The sequence below is a fragment of the Nonomuraea sp. NPDC059023 genome (genome assembly GCF_042740095.1).
Lineage (GTDB): Bacteria > Actinomycetota > Actinomycetes > Streptosporangiales > Streptosporangiaceae > Nonomuraea.
Genome location: NZ_JBHYIO010000008.1, coordinates 162,366 through 178,693, shown reverse-complemented (window position 1 = coordinate 178,693; position 16,328 = coordinate 162,366). Strand labels below are relative to the sequence as shown.

The window sequence follows — 16,328 nt, the reverse complement described above, 5'->3', positions numbered from 1 at the left end:
GCACTAGGCTGAGCCCATGAGTGACTTGCTCGTATGGATCGACTGCGAGATGACCGGCCTCGACCTGGGTCGTGACGCGCTCGTCGAAGTGGCGTGCGTCATCACCGACAGCGAGCTCAACCAGGTGGACGAGGGCGTCGACGTGGTCATCAAGCCCCCGCCAGAGTCGCTGGAGCAGATGTCGCAGGTGGTGCGCGAGATGCACACGGCCTCGGGCCTGCTGCCACAGCTCGCCGGCGGGGTCACGCTGGCCGAGGCCGAGTCGCTCGTGCTGGAGTACATCCGCCGCCACGTGCCGGAGTCGAAGAAGGCGCCGCTGTGCGGCAACTCGATCGGCACCGACCGCACGTTCATCTCGCGTGACATGCCCGCGGTCGACGCGTACCTGCACTACCGGATGATCGACGTGTCGTCGATCAAGGAGCTGGTGCGCCGCTGGTACCCGCGGGTCTACTTCGCCGCGCCGGAGAAGCAGGGCGGCCATCGGGCGCTCGCGGACATCACCGAGTCGATCAGGGAACTGCGCTACTATCGGGCGGCGGTGTTCGTCGGCCAGCCCGGTCCCGATTCGGTGACGGCCCGTGGACTCGCCGAACGTGTCAGCGGTTAATCGGGTGGCGTAAAGACTCCCGAACACCGCTACACTTTTCCTGTGCCGCCGCGATGTGGCACGCATGGTGGGTGTAGCTCAGTTGGTAGAGCGCCAGGTTGTGGTCCTGGATGTCGCGGGTTCAAGTCCCGTCACTCACCCTTGGTGACATGGCCGGTCCTGAGGGACCGGCCATCGTCGTTTTCTCCGGCATCGTCCCCAAACCAAGACTTTGCGAGTTATGCTCGCTGTCTACCGCTAGCGCCGGAAGCACGGGGGTCCCTCGGCGATCAGACTGACATCGTGCCCACGGAGGCCGGATGAGAGTCGACGACACCGCCTTCGGCGGAGTGTTCACATCCTTAAGCAAGCGCGAGGCAGAGGTCATGGATCTGATAGCCACAGGTCAGTCCAATGGCCAGATAGCGCAGCGCTTGTTCCTGAGCGAGAAGACCGTGAAGAACCACGTCAATCGCATCTACGCCAAACTCGGCGTGGATTCCCGCGTCACCGCCATAGGCCTGTGGAACTCAAGGTCTGACGACTAGTCCCCCGTACGGCAGAGCCGCCCCCACCCCAAACCGCCACAAGGGCTGGGGGCCCTCCAGGCTGACGCTCCTCCGCCGCACCGCCTGACCGCCGTGACGCGCGCCCGCGCACCGGCCGGGTGGTCACCCCATGCCCACCTTCAGATAGCCGGTCGCCTCGGCGATCAGACCGTCGCGCAGCCGCATGAGGTTGAGGCCTCTGGTGACGGCGCCGCCCGAGGCGAAGCGCCACCGGATGACCGCCTCGTCGCCCAGCACGCTGACGTCCTCGACCGTCCAGGTGAGCGACTCGTCCTCGGCCAGCGCCGACCAGAAGCGCAGCGCCTCGCCCGGCCCCGTGTAGGCGGCGCCGTCCACGTTCTCAAGCGCGCAGTCATCGGCCACCAAAGCGGGCAGGCCGGAGGGGTCGTGGGTGCGGAAGGCGGCGTTGAAACCGTCGATCACGTTCTTCGTCATGCCGACGATCGTGCTCGGCGGCGCGGGGGGCGGCAATTCCCGGCAGGGAATCGTGGCTAGCGCCCGGTTTGGGCTAGAAAGTGCTTGTGGAACGATTCGGAAGCGCGCTGAAGCACTGGCGCGGCGTCCGCCGGGTCAGCCAGCTGGAGCTGGCCGGGCGCGCGGGCACGACGCAGCGGCACCTCAGCTTCATGGAGAGCGGGCGCTCTCGGCCCGGCAGGGAGATCGTGGTCCGCCTGTCCGACTCGCTCGGGCTGTCGCCGCGCGAGCGCAACGGGCTCCTGCTGGCCGCTGGATACGCTCCGGCCTTCCCGGAGTCCAGCCTGGACGATCCCGCGCTGGAGCCGGTCAGAGAGGCGCTGGAGCGCGTGCTGGAGGGGCACCTGCCGTACCCGGCCGTGGTGGTTCGGCCCTACGGCGAGCTGCTCGCCGCCAACGCGGCCTTCGAGGTCCTCGCCGAGGGCGCGGCGCCGGAGCTGCTGGAGCCACCGGTCAACCTGTTCCGGCTGGCGCTGCATCCGCGGGGCATGGGCGCGCGGGTGGCCAACCTGGCCGACTGGGGGCGGCACGTGGTGGAGAACCTGCGGGCCCAGCTGCTGCGCAGCCCGGATCCGCGGCTGGACGTCTACATCGGGGAGCTGGAGTCGTACCTGCCCGTGGCGGCGCCGGGGCCCGAGCACCTGGGCTTCGCCGTCCCGCTGCGGCTGCGTTCACGGGACGGCGAGCTACGTCTGCTGACCACGATCACCTCGTTCGCCACCGCGATGGACGTGACCGTCGCCGAGCTGCACCTGGAGGCGTTCCTGCCGGCCGACGCGGCCACCGCGACAGCCCTCCGCGAGCGGGCCCTCAAACCAGAGCACGGGCGGGCGCTCAAACCAGGGCTATAGCGGGCGCTCAGGTCAGGGCTCGTGCGATCGCCTTGAGGCCGTGGTCCAGGTCCTCTTCGGGGATGTTCAGGGCGGGGCGCAGGCGTACCGACCGCTCGCCGCACGGCAGGACCAGGACGCCCTCGTCCTCCCTCAGCCGGCCGACCAGGGCGTCGCGCCGGGCCGGGTCGGGCAGGTCGAAGGCGATCATGAAGCCGCGGCCGCGGGCGTTGGACATCAGGTCGGGGTGCTCGGCCTGGATCTTGGTGAGGCCTTCGAGTGCCTGTTCGCCGAGCGTGGCGGCGCGGGCGATGAGGTCGTCGCGCTCGATGATCTCCAGGAGCGCGCGGGAGCGGACCATGTCGACCAGGCCGCCGCCCCAGGTGGAGTTGATCCGGCTGCTGACGCGGAAGACGTTGTCGGCGACCTCGTCCACCCTGCGCCCGGCCATGATGCCGCCCACCTGGACCTTCTTGGCGAAGGCCACGATGTCCGGTTCGAGGCCGAGCTGCTGGTAGGCCCAGGGGGTGCCGGTGGTCCCGGCGCCGGTCTGCACCTCGTCCAGGACGAACAGCGCGTCGTACTCGTGGCACAGGTGCTGCATCGCCCGCAGAAACTCCGGGCGCATGTGGTTGTCGCCGCCCTCGCCCTGGATGGGCTCGGCGATGAAGCAGGCGATGTCGTGCGGGTGGGCCTCGAACGCGGCGCGGGCCTGGGCGAGTGCGCGTGCCTCCGCGGCCTCCACATCGCCGTGGTGGATCGCGGGGACCTCGACGCGCGGCCAGCCGAAGGTGGGGAAGCGGTCGGTCTTGGCCGGGTCGGTGTTGGTGAGGCTGAGTGTGTAGCCGCTGCGGCCGTGGAAGGCGCGGGTCAGGTGCAGGACCTTGGTCCCGAGGGTACGGCCGCGCCCGGCCGCCTCGTTGCGCCGGCTCTTCCAGTCGAAGGCGGTCTTGAGCGCGTTCTCGACGGCCAGCGCCCCGCCCTCGACGAAGAACAGGTGGGGCAGTTCCGGGTCGCCGAGCACGCGGCTGAAGGTGTCGGCGAAGTCGGCCAGGTGCTCGGTGTACATGTCCGGGTTGGCGGGCTTGTTACGCGCCACCTCGCCCAGGAGCCGGGCCGTTTCCGCGTCGAACGGGGGGTTCACGCCCAGCGGAGCCGAGGCGAAGAACGTGTAGAAGTCCAGGTACCTGCGGCCGGTGCGCAGGTCGGTGAGCCAGGAGCCCTGGCTGCGTTCGAGGTCGAGCACCAGCCGGTAGCCGTCGACGAGGAGATGGCGGGCGAGGCGGTCGAGTACATCCATGTCTTCCTCCCGGGTGAGCCAGACACGACATACCTTCCCTATAGATGCCGTAAATACCCGTAAACTTTCCGTGCCCACCGCTTCACGGCGCCAGCTTCTTCACCTTGAAGGACAGGATGACCATCGCGATGCCGTAGATGATCGCGAAGATGCCGAGCAGCCAGGTCAGCGTGAGCATCCCGGTGGCCGGCCAGATGATGAGCAGGATGCCGAAGAGCACCGAGAGCGCGCCGCCCAGGATGAGCATCCACTCGTTGTCGATCTCCTTGCGGAGCGCGATGCCGGCGACGATCTCGGCGATGCCGGTGAAGATCGCCCAGAAGGCGATGACGTAGAGCAGGGCGAGCGCGGTGATCCCCGGCCAGGCGAAGGCCACGATGCCGGCCAGGATGCCGATGATGCCGGAGATGATGAGCCAGGCCCTCGACTGCACGTTGTGGCCGAAGGCCGCGAAGAGCGAGAAGAGGCCGCTGACGATCGCGTAGGCGCCGAAGAAGATCACCAGGACGTACAGCGTGATCCCCGGCCAGACCAGCGCGAGGATGCCGAAGATGATGGCGCAGATGCCTCGGATGAGTACGAGCCACCACGTGCGCGCGATTTGCTCCATGCCCCGATGCTTTCCAGAAAGATCACTCATGGAGACCCTGATGGGGTCAAATATCGGTGATCCGGATGGCAAGAGTTCCGGTGGCGCCCCTTCTGAGCCGGCTGCCCAGCAGGGTGATCCGCCCGATCAGGCCGTACTTGCGCCGCAGCAGGCCGCGCACCCGCTCGGTCTCCCCGGCCGGGAGGATCTCCGCCTTGCCGTCCACGGCCGGGCCGCTCACCTTGCCGCGCAGGTCGCACGGGGCGACGGTCACGCGCGGGTTGGCGCGGATGCGCTTGACCTTCCACGAGTCGGCGACCGTCCAGATCACGACCGCCTCGCCGTCGCGGGCGCACCAGACCGGGGTGGCTACGGGGGTGCCGTCGCGCTTGAAGGAGGTCACCGACACGTACTGCTCATCACCGAGGTTCACACGTGGGAGTACACCACGATCGAGACGGCGATGTACTGGACCAGGTACGCGGCGAGGGTGAAGGCGTGGAAGACCTCGTGGAAACCGAACCACGCGGGTGACGGGTCCGGGCGGCGCAGGCCGTACACGATGGCTCCGGCGCTGTAGAAGACGCCGCCCACGGCCACCAGCACGACGGCGGCGAGGCCCGCGCCCTCCAGCAGCTGGGGCATCACGAAGATGGCGGCCCAGCCGAGCGCCAGGTAGAGGACGGTGTAGAGCCAGCGCGGCGCCCCCATCCAGAAGACGCGGAACAGCACGCCCATCAGCGCTCCGCCCCAGATGACCGAGACGACCGCGATGCGGGCGGCGCCGGACAGGGCGAGCAGGGCGAAGGGCGTGTAGGTGCCGGCGATGATCAGGTAGATGTTGGCGTGGTCGAACCGGCGCAGCACCTCCGCCAGCCTGGGGCCGAGCGTGCCGCGGTGATAGGTGGCCGAGATGCCGAAGAGCAGCCCCGAGGTGACGGCGTAGATCGCCGAGGCCAGCCGTGCCTGCAGCGTCGGGCCCAGTGCCACGAGCGCGAATCCCGCGACGAGCGTCACGGGCAGCGCCCCCGTGTGCAACCAGCCGCGCAGCCTGGGCTTCACGAAAGCGGTCGTCATATAACCTACGGTACCGTAGGTTAGGTACCCCTTAGCAACCCCTACAGTCCTTGCAGGAACCGCGCCGCGATGGGGACCGCGGCCGAGCGGCCCGAGCCGCCGTTGCGGACGAACACGCAGAAGGCCAGGTCGTCCCGGTAGCCGATGAACCAGCCGTGCTCGTTCTCCGTGTCCACCTCGGCCGTGCCGGTCTTGCCCGCCACGCCCTCGGGCAGGCCGGCGCCGGCGGCGGTGCCGTACTCGACCACGGCCCGCATCATCTCCCGCAGCCCCTCGGCCACGCCGGCGTCCAGCTCGATGTCGCGCAGGGGCGGGCCCTCCAGGTCGGCCGCCTCGTCGGCGGGCAGCAGCCGGGGCGAGCGCCACACGCCGCTCTCGACCGCGGCGGCGACGGCGGCCATGCACAGCGGCGTGGCCTGCACGCTCGCCTGGCCGATGACGGCCTCGCCGAACCAGTCCAGGTTCATCTTCTCCGGCTCGGGGATCTGACCGCAGGAGCCGCCCGCGCCGGTGGGCAGCCGCAGGCCGCGAAAGCCCCAGGGCGCGGCCGCCTCGATCAGGTCACCGGGCTCCATGCGGGTGGTGGCCTCCTCGACGAAGGTGGTGTTGCAGGAGTGCGCGAACGCCTCGGTGAAGCTGATCGTGCCCCGGTCGGCGGCGGCGGCGTTCCTGAAGGACCTGAAGCCGGGGATCTGATAGGTGGCCGGGCACTCGACCTGCGACGATCCGGACAGCCCCGTCCCCATCAGCGCCGCGGCCACCACGGTCTTGAACGTCGAGCCGGGCGGGAAGAACGACGTGAACGCCTTGTTGCCGCCCTCCAGCCGGTCGGCCACGCCCACGATCTCGCCGGTGCTCGACCGGATCGCCACGATGGCCGCGTCCGAGACGCCGTCCAGGGCCCGCGCGGCGGCGGCCTGCACGGCGCGCGAGAGCGTGGTCTTCTGCGCCTTGGGCTTCGACACCTTGCTGATCAGCGTCTGGGTGCTGTCGTCCGGCAGGATCGCCTGGAGCGCGGTGCCCTTCTTGTGCGGGTACGCGTCGGCCAGCTTCTCCAGGTAGTACTCGGCGTAGCTGTTCTCGGGGAAGCGCTCGCCCTCGCTGGTGACCAGCTCGACCGAGGGCGCCTGCACCGAGGCCAGCTCCAGGATGCCGTTGTCCTTGAGCAGCGGGTGCAGGGTCTCCGGGGCCCAGAGGACGTGCCACCCCTTCTCGCGTACGGCCAGCCTCAGCGTGCCCTGGAACTCCCACCAGCCGAGCTCGCGTAATTTCCGTCGCCCGGTGAACGGCACCTCGGCGCTCTCCTCACCGGTCATCGTGAGGGTGCCGGGGGTCAGCTCGATGGCGTCCACGCGCAGCGAACTGGACAGGGACAGGTGCCGTGCCATGAAATCGTCGGGCACCTGGAAGACGAGCCTGCTCATGGCCTGCACGTCGCCGCGGCGCCAGGCGGTGAAGTACGACTCGGCCGTCTTCTCCGGGCTTCCGTGCGTGCTGTTGGCCGCGAGGACCGCGAAGGCTCCCGCCCCCATCACCGCCAGAAGCGCAATAAGGAGGACAATCAGCCTTCGTCGTCGCATACCGTTTCTCCCAGGAAAGGGGACAGAAAGTGGCACGTGGACAGCGGGAGCCGATGCCCGGCCGGTACCCGGTGACGTTCGGTGAAGTCGAGCTTCTCCGGGATCTGGACAGGCAGGATGGCTGGGTGCTGTCCAAGGATGGCGTACCTCAGTCATATATCGACCTACAAGACCCCACATTCCTGGAATTTGAATATGTGCGGCTTATGGCCGATGTGATCGACGTCATGGACGACGGGCCGATCAGCTGTCTGCACGTCGGCGGCGGCGCGTGCTCCATCCCCCGCTACGTCTCCGCCACCCGCCCCGGCTCCCGCCACATCGTCCTCGAGCCCGACGGCCTGCTGGTCAACCTCGTGCGCGAGCAACTCGACCTGCGCTCGATCCCCAAGCTCAAGGTGATCGTCGCCGGGGGCAGGGAGGGCACCCAGAAGGTCTGGGACGAGAGCGCCGACCTGGTCGTGCTCGACGCCTTCACCGCCGCCACGATGCCGGTCGAACTGGCCACCGCCGAGTACCTGGCCGACCTGGCGCGCGTCCTGCGTCCCACCGGGACGCTGCTGATCAACATCGCGGACGGCAAGGGCCTGTCCTTCGCCCGCCGCCTGCTGGCCACCGTCACCGCCGCCTACGGCCACGTCGCGCTGCTGGCCGAGCCCGCCATCATGCGCGGGCGCCGCTTCGGCAACCTCATCGTCGCCGCCTCCCGCACCTCCCTGCCCGTCGACCTGCTCACCCGCCGCGCGGCCGGCGGCCTCACCCAGGCCAGATGCGTGTACGGCGAGGCCCTCACGAACTTCGTCGCCGGCGCCGCCCCCATCCGCGACGGCGACCCGGTCCTCGCCCCGGTGCCGCCGCCTTCTGTTTTCGGATGAAGCGACTTCGGATGAGGCCTCAACCCTCCAGATAGGCCAGCACCGCGGCCACCCGCCGGTTGACGTCGCCGGTGTTCTCCAGCCCGAGCTTGGAGAAGATCACGTTGACGTTCTTCTCCACCGACGACAGCGACAGGTGCAGCGCCCGCCCGATCGCCGGGTTGGACCGCCCCCGCGCCATCTCCCGCAGCACCTCGCGCTCCCGCCCGGTCAGCGAGCCGAGCGGCGAGTCGCCCCCGCCGCGCACCTCCCGCCGCGACATCAGCCCCTCGACCACCTTGGGGTCGATCACCGAGCCGCCCTCGGCCACGGCGGTGATCGCGCCGAGCAGCTCGTCGAGGTCGCCGACCCGGTCCTTCAGCAGGTACGCGAAGCCCTCGGTGCCCTTCTTGAACAGCTCGAAGGCGTACAGGGCGTCGCCGAACTGCGACAGCACCACCACCCCGACCCCGGGATGCGCCGACCGGACGGCGTGGGCCGCGTCGATGCCCTCGAACCCGGCCCGCCAGCCGCCGCCCGGCATCCTGATGTCGGTGACCACCACGTCGGGCGCGAACCTGCGGACCGCGTCGAGCAGCTCGTCGGCGTTGCCCACAGCGGCCACCACCTCCACCCGTCCCGACGTCTCCAGCAGCCGCCTGGCGCCCTCGCGCACCAGGTAGTGGTCGTCGGCCACGACCGTACGCAGCGGCTCAGCCATGTGCCGGCACCCAGGCGCTCACCGTGGTCCCCTTTCCGATCGTGCTCGACACCTCCAGGCCGCCGCCGAGCGCGCTCAGCCGGTCGGCCAGGGCGCCCAGAGCGGTGGCGGACGGCTCGAACCCCCTGCCGTCGTCGCGGACCGAGGCCCGCAGCCGGCCGTCGTGGTGCGACAGCCGTACCTCTATCTTTCCAGCGGCGGCGTGCTTGAGCGCGTTGGCCAGCGCCTCGCTGACGGTGAAGTACAGCGCGCCCTCGATCTCGTCGGCGAAGCGGGCCGCGCGCAGATCCGGGCCGGCCAGCACGGTCGTCGCCACCGGCAGGCGGGCGCAGCGCGATTCCACCGCCTCCACCAGGCCGCCCTGCGCCAGCACGGAGGGGTGGATGCCGGCGGCCAGCTCCCGCAGGTCGTCGAGGGTCTGGCGGGCCTGCTCGCGCAGCGGCGGCAGCATCTCGGGTGCGCCGCCGGAGGCGCGGGCCAGCTCCAGCCCGGCGATGAGCGCGACGAGTTGCTGCTGGACGCCGTCGTGGATGTTGCGCTCCAGCCGCCGCCGCTCGGCCTCCTGGGCGTTGACCAGCCGCCCGGCCAGCGCGGCGCTGCGGATGGCCAGCCCGACCGGCACCGCGAAGGCGTGCAGCAGCCGCCGGTCCTCCGCGGTGAAGCGCCCCTGGTTCTTCTCCCCCACGGCCAGTTCCCCGAGCCCGCCGGCCACGCGCTCGCGCACGGTCGCCTCGCCCTGCCTGCCGCCCGCGGTGAACCGCGCGCCGCCCGTGAGCGACACCTCCGCCCACCGCACGTCCAGCCCCTCCCGTACGGCCCGCGCCAGCCCGGCCAGCTGCTCCCCCGGCTCGGCGTCCTGGAGCTCCGGCGACAGCTCCGACAGCAGTTCGCTCACCGTGGGCCGCATGTCGAAGACGAGCGAGAGCCTGGAGCCCCGGACGCCGAACCGGATGTCGAGCAGCCGGTGCCGTACCAGCGCGACACCGATCGCCCCCGGCACCGCGGCCAGCACGGTCATGGTGCCGATGCTCACGATCGCCAGGTGGCCGACGGCCAGGTAGGCCAGCACCACCGCGAACCCGATGACGCCGAGCGCGCTCCCGCAGAGCATCCACAGGTACTGCGGCCGCTCCTGCGCCCCCGCGCGCCGCCACCGCGCGACCAGCCCGAAGAGCACGACGATCGCCATGATGTACACGACCATCTGCGCCAGGCCGCTGAGCACCGAGGCCAGCAGGTCGACCGGGCCGGACATGACGGGCGGCCCCTCCCTGAGCGGGTCCAGGGACGACAGGGTCGTCGCCACCGCGTGCACGACGATCGCCACTCCGGCGATCCAGGCGACCGGCCGCCAGCGCCGTGAGGGCAACCGGCCGTCGGGGAACAGCAGCGGCAGGAAGACCCACACCAGCCCGTAGAAGACCGCGAAGGAGGCGGTGGACCCCTTGCCCAGAACGTCCGCGCCGGCGTGCCTGGCCAGAGCGCTGCCCAGCGTGCCCACACCGAGAGCGCAGGCGGTGGCCAGCAGCAGCCAGCCGTACGGGATCTCGGGGCGGCGCAGCGTGATCAGCCAGCCGAGCACGGGGGTGAGCAGGCCGATCAGCACGTAGAGCCACTGGCCGGCCCCGGTGCCGTCCATCAAGGAGCCGATGATCAGGCTCGCCCCGGACAGCGCCGCCAGGGCGCTCGCGAACGCTCTCATGGGTGTCCATCCTGCTCAGAGGGCATGCGCCACGTCTATGCGGTTGACCGCATACCGGTGTGCGGTCAACTTGGTGGGTACGGCGGGCCCGCGTCACCAGAGTGGAGACATGGTCCCTCGAATGACATCGAAGTCCCTGCTGGCCCTGGCCGTCGCCGCGACGCTGCTGGTCGGATCCGGCGTCGCGACCGCCGCCAGTGCCGCGGCCGGCCCGTCGCCCACGCCCACCGATTCGCCCGGCGCGGAGATCCCCGCGACGCCCGCCGGGCAGCAGTTGCGCTGGGTGCTCGACGCCGTCGGGCGCGCGCCGGTCCCGGAGAGCGAGATCAAGGAGCACATCGCCCCCTCCCTCCTCAGCCAGGTGCCGCCGGCCGAGATGAACGCGCTCCTGGTGCAGCTGAAAGGCCTGACGCTGAGCAGCGTCGACGGATCCGGCCCGAACTCGATCAGGGCCGTCGGCGTCGTGTCGGGCCAGAAGTTCGACGTCACGCTGGCCCTCGACGGCACCGGCAAGATCGCCACCCTGGGCTTCGCGCCGATCCTGCCCCTGCCTCCCGAGCCCAAGACGTGGAAGGAGCTGGACGAGCGCCTCGCCAAGGCGGCGCCCCAGCACGGCTTCCTGGCGGCGGAGATCAAGGGGAACCGGATCCGCCCGATCCACGCGATCGACCAGAACACCGACCGGCCGCTGGGCTCGATGTTCAAGTTGTACATTCTCGGCACGATCGCCGAGCAGATCCGCCAGGGCAAGCTCTCCTGGAACACGAAGCTCACGATCACGCCGGAGCTGAAGAGCCTGCCCAGCGGCGAGCTGCAGGACCGTCCCGACGGCAGCAAGGTCAGCGTCTTCGAGGCGGCCAAGCTGATGATCTCCATCAGCGACAACACCGGCACCGACATGCTCCTGCACAAGGCGGGCAAGAAGGCCGTCGAGAAGACGATGCGGGCCTGGGGCGCCCGGGACAAGCGGAACTTCCCGGTCCTCAGCACCCGGGAGTTGTTCACGCTCAAGGGCGCCGACTATCCCAAGCACGCCAAGGCCTACCTCGCGCTCGGCACGCCGGCCAAGCGCGCCTACCTGCGCGCCACGATCGGCAAGCTGCCGCTCACCTCGATCACGCCCTGGCTGAAGCCCCGCGAGCTCCACACCATCGAATGGTTCGCCTCGCCGGCCGACGTCGCCCGCGCCCACGCCGAGCTGCGCGGGATCAGCGATCCGAAGGTCGGCGAGGTGATGTCGGCCAACCCCGGCGGCCTGGCGCAGGGTGCCTGGTTCAAGGGCGGCTCGGAGCCCGGCCTGAGCGACGTCGGCTACTCCTACCGGGCGCCGAACGGGAAGGTCTACTTCATCACCGCGATGGGGACCAACCCGGCCGCGCCGTTCCCGTCCAGCGCCGAAACCGAGTTCGTGGTGCTCGCGAGGGGCGCGGTCAAGCTGGCGAAGTGATCGCGAGATCCAGGAAGAGGGCGGCCGACCAGCCGAAGCCGGTGGTCGCCCGCTTCGCCTTCCTGCCCGTCTCCGGGTTCCAGTACTCGTAGAGGCCGCCGCCGTCGCGGACCATCGCCAGCGTCCTGGCCACCAGGGCGTCGGCGGCCTCGCCGTACCCGGAACGGCGCAGCCCGTCGGCGAGCAGGTAGTTGACGTTCAGCCAGACCGGTCCGCGCCACATGGCGTCGGGGTCGTGGCGGGGGTCGTCGAAGGCCACGGTGGGCACCGGGCGCTCGCCCCAGAAGGAGGGCGAGCGGAGGTCGGCCACCAGACGGTCGGCGACCTCCTTGGGCAGCCGGCCCGTGAACAGCGGCATCAGGTCCAGCGGGGTCCTGACCTCGGCCACGACCTCGCCGACCAGGGTGCGGAAGCGGGCGCCCGTCCAGCGCCGCTCGACCATGAGGTCGGTGAGCGCCTGTGCCCTGGCCCGCCAGTCCGCGGCCTCGGGGCGGCCGAGCTCGGTGGCGATGTCGGCCAGCCGGTCGTACTGCAGGGCCAGGTAGGAGTTGAGGTCCGGGGGCTCGGCGCGGGGGCCGTGGTCCCAGATCGGGCTGTCGTCCAGGCCGGAGGAGTACGGGTGCAGGTACTCGGCCAGGCCGTCGCCGTCCGGGTCGGAGCGCTCGAACCACCACTCCTGCGAGCGGACCAGCTTCGGGTAGACCTCTTCCAGGAAGCCGCGGTCGGGGGCGGCTTCGTGGATCTTCCAGACGGCCCACGCGGTCAGCGGGGGCTTGGTGACCGGCACGACCTCCCTGATCGGCTCGCCGCCGACGTGCTCGGCCAGGCGGGCCAGGTCGGAGCGGGGCAGGTCGGTGGTCTCGGCCAGCGATCCGTGGTCGTGCACGACGTCGGGGATCAGCCCGTCCTCGCGCTGGTTGTCCAGCAGGATGCGGATCTGCTCGCGGGCCAGCTCCGGGTCGGCGTGCCGCAGGGCGATGGCGTGGAAGTAGGAGTCCCAGTTCCACAGGCCGACGTAGCCGTACTTGGAGGGCACGAGCGACTCGCGGCCCCTGATGTCGATCAGGTTGACCGCGAGCGTCCACCAGGCCATCTGGGCGCGCTCACGCAGATCCTCGCGGACGGCGGGCAGCTTGGCGAACCACGCCGCCCACCTGGCGGCCGCCTTCTCCAGGACGTCCTCGTGGACGCCCTCGCCGACGAGGGTGAACGTCCCTTCCACGGCCGCCTCGCCCTGGTCCCAGACCGCGCGGGCGCCGGTCCCGGCGAGGACGAGGGTGTCCGGGCCGGCGAAGGCCAGGCTCACGCCGTCCTCGAAGTCGATCCGGTCGGGGAGCGCCTGCCGTACCCGCAGCTCGTGGTCGCCGCGGAAGAGGCGCAGGCCCGTCAGGACGGTCGTCTCACTGAGGCGGGTCTCGTACTGGGCGCGGGCGATCCACAGGGAACCGTCGTCGGCGGCCATCACCAGCAGGCGGGAACCGCGGTCGGTGAAGGGGCGCTCGCGCAGGTCGAGGGTGAACAAGGTCAGCGTCCTCCGAGGCCGGATGCGGCCATCGAGTTGATGATCTTCCGTTGGCCGATCAGGAAGGCGATCAGCGTGGGCACGACCGCGATCGAGGAGGCGGCCAGGATGAGGCCGTAGTCGATCGCGCCGAACTGCTTGGCGTAGGTGGCCAGGAGCAGCGGCACCGTGAACAGCTCTGGCGTGTTGAGGAAGATCAGCGGGAAGAAGTAGGAGTTCCAGGCGGCGAGGAAGGCGATGATGCCCATGGCGCCGAGGCCCGGCTTGATGTTGGGCAGGACCACGCGCCAGAAGATGGTCCAGCGGTTGGCGCCGTCGATCCTGGCCGCCTCCTCCAGTTCCATGGGCACCGCCCGGATGAACTGGCGCAGCAGGAAGACGGCGAACGGGTTGACGATCGTGGGCACGATCAGCGCCAGGTGCGAGTCGACCCAGCCGACCTTGGCCAGCATGAGGTACAGCGCGGTGATCGTCACCTGCGGCGGCACCATCTGCGTGGCCAGGAAGAGCACGAACAGCGCGCCAGAGCCCCTGAACTTGATCCGCGCGAAGGCGTAGGCGGCCATCGCCGAGGTCAGCAGCGTGAGCGCGACGTTGATGACGGCGATGTAGAAGCTGTTCCAGTACGCGGGAAGGATCGTGCTCTCGCCGAGCACCTCGCCGTAGTTCTGCGGCTGCCAGGGGCTGGGCAGCCAGTCGGTCGGGTTGTTGAGCATCTGGTGCGTGCCCTTGAAGGATGTCAGCAGCATCCAGACGAAGGGGAACAGCATCAGGAGCCCGCCGACGGTCAGCGAGACGTGCAGGGCGACCTGCCTGGTTCGCATGGCGGATCCCTTAGGAGTCGTAGTGGACGAAGCGCTTCTGCGCCATGAACTGGACCAGCGTGACGATCAGCGTCAGCACCAGCAGCAGGACGCCCGCGGCGCTGCTCATGCCGAACTCGAACTTCTTGAAGCCGAGGTCGAAGAGGTGGTAGACGATCGTCTGCGCGCCCTCGTTGTCCTTCGGGTCGACCAGCACGTAGATCAGGTCGAACGCCTGCAGGGAGCTGATGACGGCGACCACGGTGGAGAAGAAGATCGTCGGTGACAGCAGCGGCAGCGTGACCCGGCGGAACGTCTGGAAGGCCGTCGCGCCGTCGATCCTGGACGCCTCGAAGATCGCCGGCGGGATCGTCTGCAGCCCGGCCATGAAGATGACCACGTTGAGCCCGAGCGAGGACCAGATGGTCACGGCCGCGATCGAGACGATCACCCAGGCGGGGCTGCCCAGCCAGTCGGGGCCCGTGATGCCGAACAGGTTCTGCAGCGTGGTGTTCAGCACGCCGTTCTCGTCGTTGGCCAGGATGACCTGCCAGATCAGCGCGACCGCGACCGAGCTGGTGACGACGGGCATGAAGTACAGCACGCGGTAGACGTTGCTGCCCTTGAGGTTGTTGAGCCCCACCGCGACCAGCACGGCCAGGGTCAGGCCCACGGGCACGGTGATCAGCGCGATCGCGACCGTGTTCCAGACGGCCCTGCCGAAGTCCGGGCTGCTCAGCTGGGCGGCGAAGTTGTCGAAGCCGACCCACTCCGTGGCGCCGAGACCGTCCCACTTCATGAACGCCAGGACCACGGCGAACAGCAGCGGCACGATGAGGAACAACACCAGGCCGAGCACCTGCGGCGCGAGGAAGAAGGCGGCCCACAGGCCGTCCCGGTTCCGGACCTTCTTGGCGGAGGTCCGGGCCGGGGCGGCCGTGGGGCGGGTGAGCGTCGCCACTAGCCGAGCTTGCCTTCGACGAGCTTCTGCAGCTCGGTCATGCCCTGCTCGACGGGGACCTTGCCCTGCCAGACCTTCAGCAGGTGGTCGTTGATGTCCTTGGTCAGGCCCGGCACGGCGACCTCCTCCGGGTAGTTGGCGAAGCCGTTGTCACGCACGTCGATCAGGGTCTGCGCGTGCTCGGGGTAGCCGTCCAGGACGACCGACTCAGCGCCCTTGACCGACGGCACGGCGCCGCCGCCCTTCATGCGGGTGATCTGGCCTTCCTTGCTGACGAAGTTCGTGAAGAACTGGAAGGCCTCCTTCGCGTGCGGAGTGTCCTTGTTGATCGCCAGGTAGGAGGCGGCCACGGCGCCCGACATCGGCTTCCCGTCCGGGGAGGGGAAGGGGACGATGTCGTAGTTGGCCTTGTCGCCGCCCTTCTTGAGGATGTCGATCACCCAGCGGCCGCCGGCGTAGAAGCCGGCCTTGTGCTTGAGGAACTGCGTGTTGCCGCCGTTGCTGGCCGGGAGCAGGTCGATCGAGACGAACGTCTTGTCCTGGTAGCCCTTGGCCAGCGTCTGCAGCGCCTCGCGGGACTTGGGGTCGGTCGTCGCGGTGAACTTGCCGCCGTCCCACGCCTTGCCGCCGAAGCCGTGGATCATGCTGTACGTGGAGCCGTACCAGTTCCAGAACAGGGAACCGGACTTGCCGGCCTTGACCAGCTTCTGGCCCATCTCCAGGTACTTGGGCATCGTCCACTGGCCGGCGGCGTACAGCTCGGCCGGGTTCTCGGTGATGCCGGCGTCCTTGAGGGCCTGCTTGTCGAACCAGAGGACCTCGGGGTTGACGTCGTTCGGGACGCCGTAGATCTGGCCGTCCTTCTTGGCGCCGCCGTACACGCCGTCGAAGAAGTCCTCGGGCTTGCTCTTGGAGTCGGCGCCGGCGAGCTTGTCGTTGAGCGGGGTCAGGACACCGGCCTGGACGAACTTGCCGATGTTGTCGTCGCCCACGAAGAACACGTCGGGCGCGGTCTTGCTGGTCAGCTGGGTGAGGAGCTTGGGGTGGTAGTCGTCGTACTTGGCCACCGGCTCAAGCTTGAGCTTGATGTTGGGGTTCTTGCTCTCGAACTCCTTGATCAGGGGCTCGTAGAGCTTCATGTCCTCCGCCGACCCCCAGGCCGACCAGCGAATGGTCACCGGGCCGCCGGCGGCGTCCTTGCCGCCGGAGCCGGGGACGCCCGGTGCGCCGCCGCCGCCACTGCATGCCGTGGCAGCGATCGCGAGGATGCCGATGACGGCCGCCGCACGCTTCATGTCTTACTCCTGAGG

The 16,328-nt window shown here is 69.7% G+C and carries 17 protein-coding genes and 1 tRNA gene; 6 read left to right on the top strand and 12 right to left on the bottom strand.

Annotated elements, in window-relative coordinates:
- Positions 1–16: 16 nt before the first annotated feature.
- The 3 genes from orn to ACFWYW_RS16430 all read left to right on the top strand — a co-directional run bounded on the left by orn (position 17) and on the right by ACFWYW_RS16430 (position 1,137).
- The gene (gene orn / locus ACFWYW_RS16440) at positions 17–610 is read left to right on the top strand and encodes an oligoribonuclease (RefSeq protein WP_379610373.1); all 594 of its coding nucleotides are present in this window, start codon (positions 17–19) and stop codon (positions 608–610) included.
- Between the two features lie 67 nt (positions 611–677).
- Positions 678–750 (top strand) — tRNA-His (locus ACFWYW_RS16435).
- Positions 751–909: 159 nt separating this feature from the next.
- Positions 910–1,137 carry a helix-turn-helix transcriptional regulator gene (locus tag ACFWYW_RS16430; protein WP_184960057.1) on the top strand — a complete coding sequence of 76 codons (228 nt, stop codon included), beginning with the start codon at positions 910–912 and terminating at the stop codon, positions 1,135–1,137.
- 123 nt (positions 1,138–1,260) lie between these two features.
- Here ACFWYW_RS16430 and ACFWYW_RS16425 read toward each other — a convergent pair whose 3' ends face one another.
- Complete coding sequence (locus tag ACFWYW_RS16425; RefSeq protein ID WP_379610374.1) at positions 1,261–1,593, bottom strand: nuclear transport factor 2 family protein; 333 nt, start codon at positions 1,591–1,593, stop codon at positions 1,261–1,263.
- Positions 1,594–1,679: 86 nt separating this feature from the next.
- On the opposite strand from ACFWYW_RS16425, the gene ACFWYW_RS16420 reads away from it, so the two are divergent.
- The gene (locus ACFWYW_RS16420) at positions 1,680–2,483 is read left to right on the top strand and encodes a helix-turn-helix domain-containing protein (RefSeq protein WP_379610375.1); all 804 of its coding nucleotides are present in this window, start codon (positions 1,680–1,682) and stop codon (positions 2,481–2,483) included.
- Positions 2,484–2,490: 7 nt separating this feature from the next.
- Here ACFWYW_RS16420 and lat read toward each other — a convergent pair whose 3' ends face one another.
- From lat to ACFWYW_RS16395, 5 genes are all read right to left on the bottom strand, one after another.
- On the bottom strand, positions 2,491–3,762 hold the full coding sequence (gene lat / locus ACFWYW_RS16415; protein ID WP_379610376.1) for an L-lysine 6-transaminase: 1,272 nt from the start codon (positions 3,760–3,762) through the stop codon (positions 2,491–2,493).
- A gap of 82 nt (positions 3,763–3,844) precedes the next feature.
- On the bottom strand, positions 3,845–4,372 hold the full coding sequence (locus ACFWYW_RS16410) for an HdeD family acid-resistance protein (protein WP_379610377.1): 528 nt from the start codon (positions 4,370–4,372) through the stop codon (positions 3,845–3,847).
- Positions 4,373–4,418: 46 nt separating this feature from the next.
- Complete coding sequence (locus ACFWYW_RS16405) at positions 4,419–4,784, bottom strand: PPOX class F420-dependent oxidoreductase (protein ID WP_379610378.1); 366 nt, start codon at positions 4,782–4,784, stop codon at positions 4,419–4,421.
- Positions 4,781–5,428, bottom strand: coding sequence for a hemolysin III family protein (locus ACFWYW_RS16400; protein WP_379610379.1), 648 nt, complete (start codon positions 5,426–5,428; stop codon positions 4,781–4,783). The genes ACFWYW_RS16405 and ACFWYW_RS16400 overlap by 4 nt, the downstream gene beginning before the upstream one ends.
- Positions 5,429–5,469: 41 nt before the next feature.
- Positions 5,470–7,008, bottom strand: a complete 1,539-nt coding sequence (locus ACFWYW_RS16395) for a penicillin-binding transpeptidase domain-containing protein (RefSeq protein ID WP_379610381.1) — start codon at positions 7,006–7,008, stop codon at positions 5,470–5,472.
- Between the two features lie 53 nt (positions 7,009–7,061).
- Here ACFWYW_RS16395 and ACFWYW_RS16390 point away from each other — a divergent pair, with 53 nt between their 5' ends.
- Complete coding sequence (locus ACFWYW_RS16390) at positions 7,062–7,883, top strand: spermidine synthase (protein WP_379610465.1); 822 nt, start codon at positions 7,062–7,064, stop codon at positions 7,881–7,883.
- Positions 7,884–7,902: 19 nt separating this feature from the next.
- Here ACFWYW_RS16390 and ACFWYW_RS16385 read toward each other — a convergent pair whose 3' ends face one another.
- Together ACFWYW_RS16385 and ACFWYW_RS16380 are read right to left on the bottom strand one after the other, a co-directional pair.
- Positions 7,903–8,583: a response regulator gene (locus ACFWYW_RS16385; protein ID WP_379610382.1), complete on the bottom strand. Its 681-nt coding sequence runs from the start codon at positions 8,581–8,583 to the stop codon at positions 7,903–7,905.
- The gene (locus ACFWYW_RS16380; RefSeq protein ID WP_379610383.1) at positions 8,576–10,285 is read right to left on the bottom strand and encodes an ATP-binding protein; all 1,710 of its coding nucleotides are present in this window, start codon (positions 10,283–10,285) and stop codon (positions 8,576–8,578) included. The genes ACFWYW_RS16385 and ACFWYW_RS16380 overlap by 8 nt, the downstream gene beginning before the upstream one ends.
- A 121-nt stretch (positions 10,286–10,406) precedes the next feature.
- Here ACFWYW_RS16380 and ACFWYW_RS16375 point away from each other — a divergent pair, with 121 nt between their 5' ends.
- Positions 10,407–11,732, top strand: a complete 1,326-nt coding sequence (locus ACFWYW_RS16375; protein WP_379610385.1) for a serine hydrolase — start codon at positions 10,407–10,409, stop codon at positions 11,730–11,732.
- Here the strand turns inward: ACFWYW_RS16375 and ACFWYW_RS16370 are convergent.
- From ACFWYW_RS16370 to ACFWYW_RS16355, 4 genes are read right to left on the bottom strand one after another with little or no spacing between them, the layout of a single operon-like run.
- Positions 11,716–13,254 (bottom strand): amylo-alpha-1,6-glucosidase, encoded by a 1,539-nt coding sequence (locus ACFWYW_RS16370; RefSeq protein WP_379610386.1) that lies wholly within the window; start codon positions 13,252–13,254, stop codon positions 11,716–11,718. The genes ACFWYW_RS16375 and ACFWYW_RS16370 overlap by 17 nt on opposite strands.
- A gap of 2 nt (positions 13,255–13,256) precedes the next feature.
- Positions 13,257–14,078 carry a carbohydrate ABC transporter permease gene (locus tag ACFWYW_RS16365; RefSeq protein ID WP_379610387.1) on the bottom strand — a complete coding sequence of 274 codons (822 nt, stop codon included), beginning with the start codon at positions 14,076–14,078 and terminating at the stop codon, positions 13,257–13,259.
- Positions 14,079–14,088: 10 nt separating this feature from the next.
- Positions 14,089–15,018: a carbohydrate ABC transporter permease gene (locus ACFWYW_RS16360; RefSeq protein WP_379610388.1), complete on the bottom strand. Its 930-nt coding sequence runs from the start codon at positions 15,016–15,018 to the stop codon at positions 14,089–14,091.
- Entirely contained in the window at positions 15,018–16,313 is a 1,296-nt protein-coding gene (locus ACFWYW_RS16355; RefSeq protein ID WP_379610390.1) for an ABC transporter substrate-binding protein, read from the bottom strand. The genes ACFWYW_RS16360 and ACFWYW_RS16355 overlap by 1 nt, the downstream gene beginning before the upstream one ends.
- Positions 16,314–16,328 lie beyond the last annotated feature (15 nt).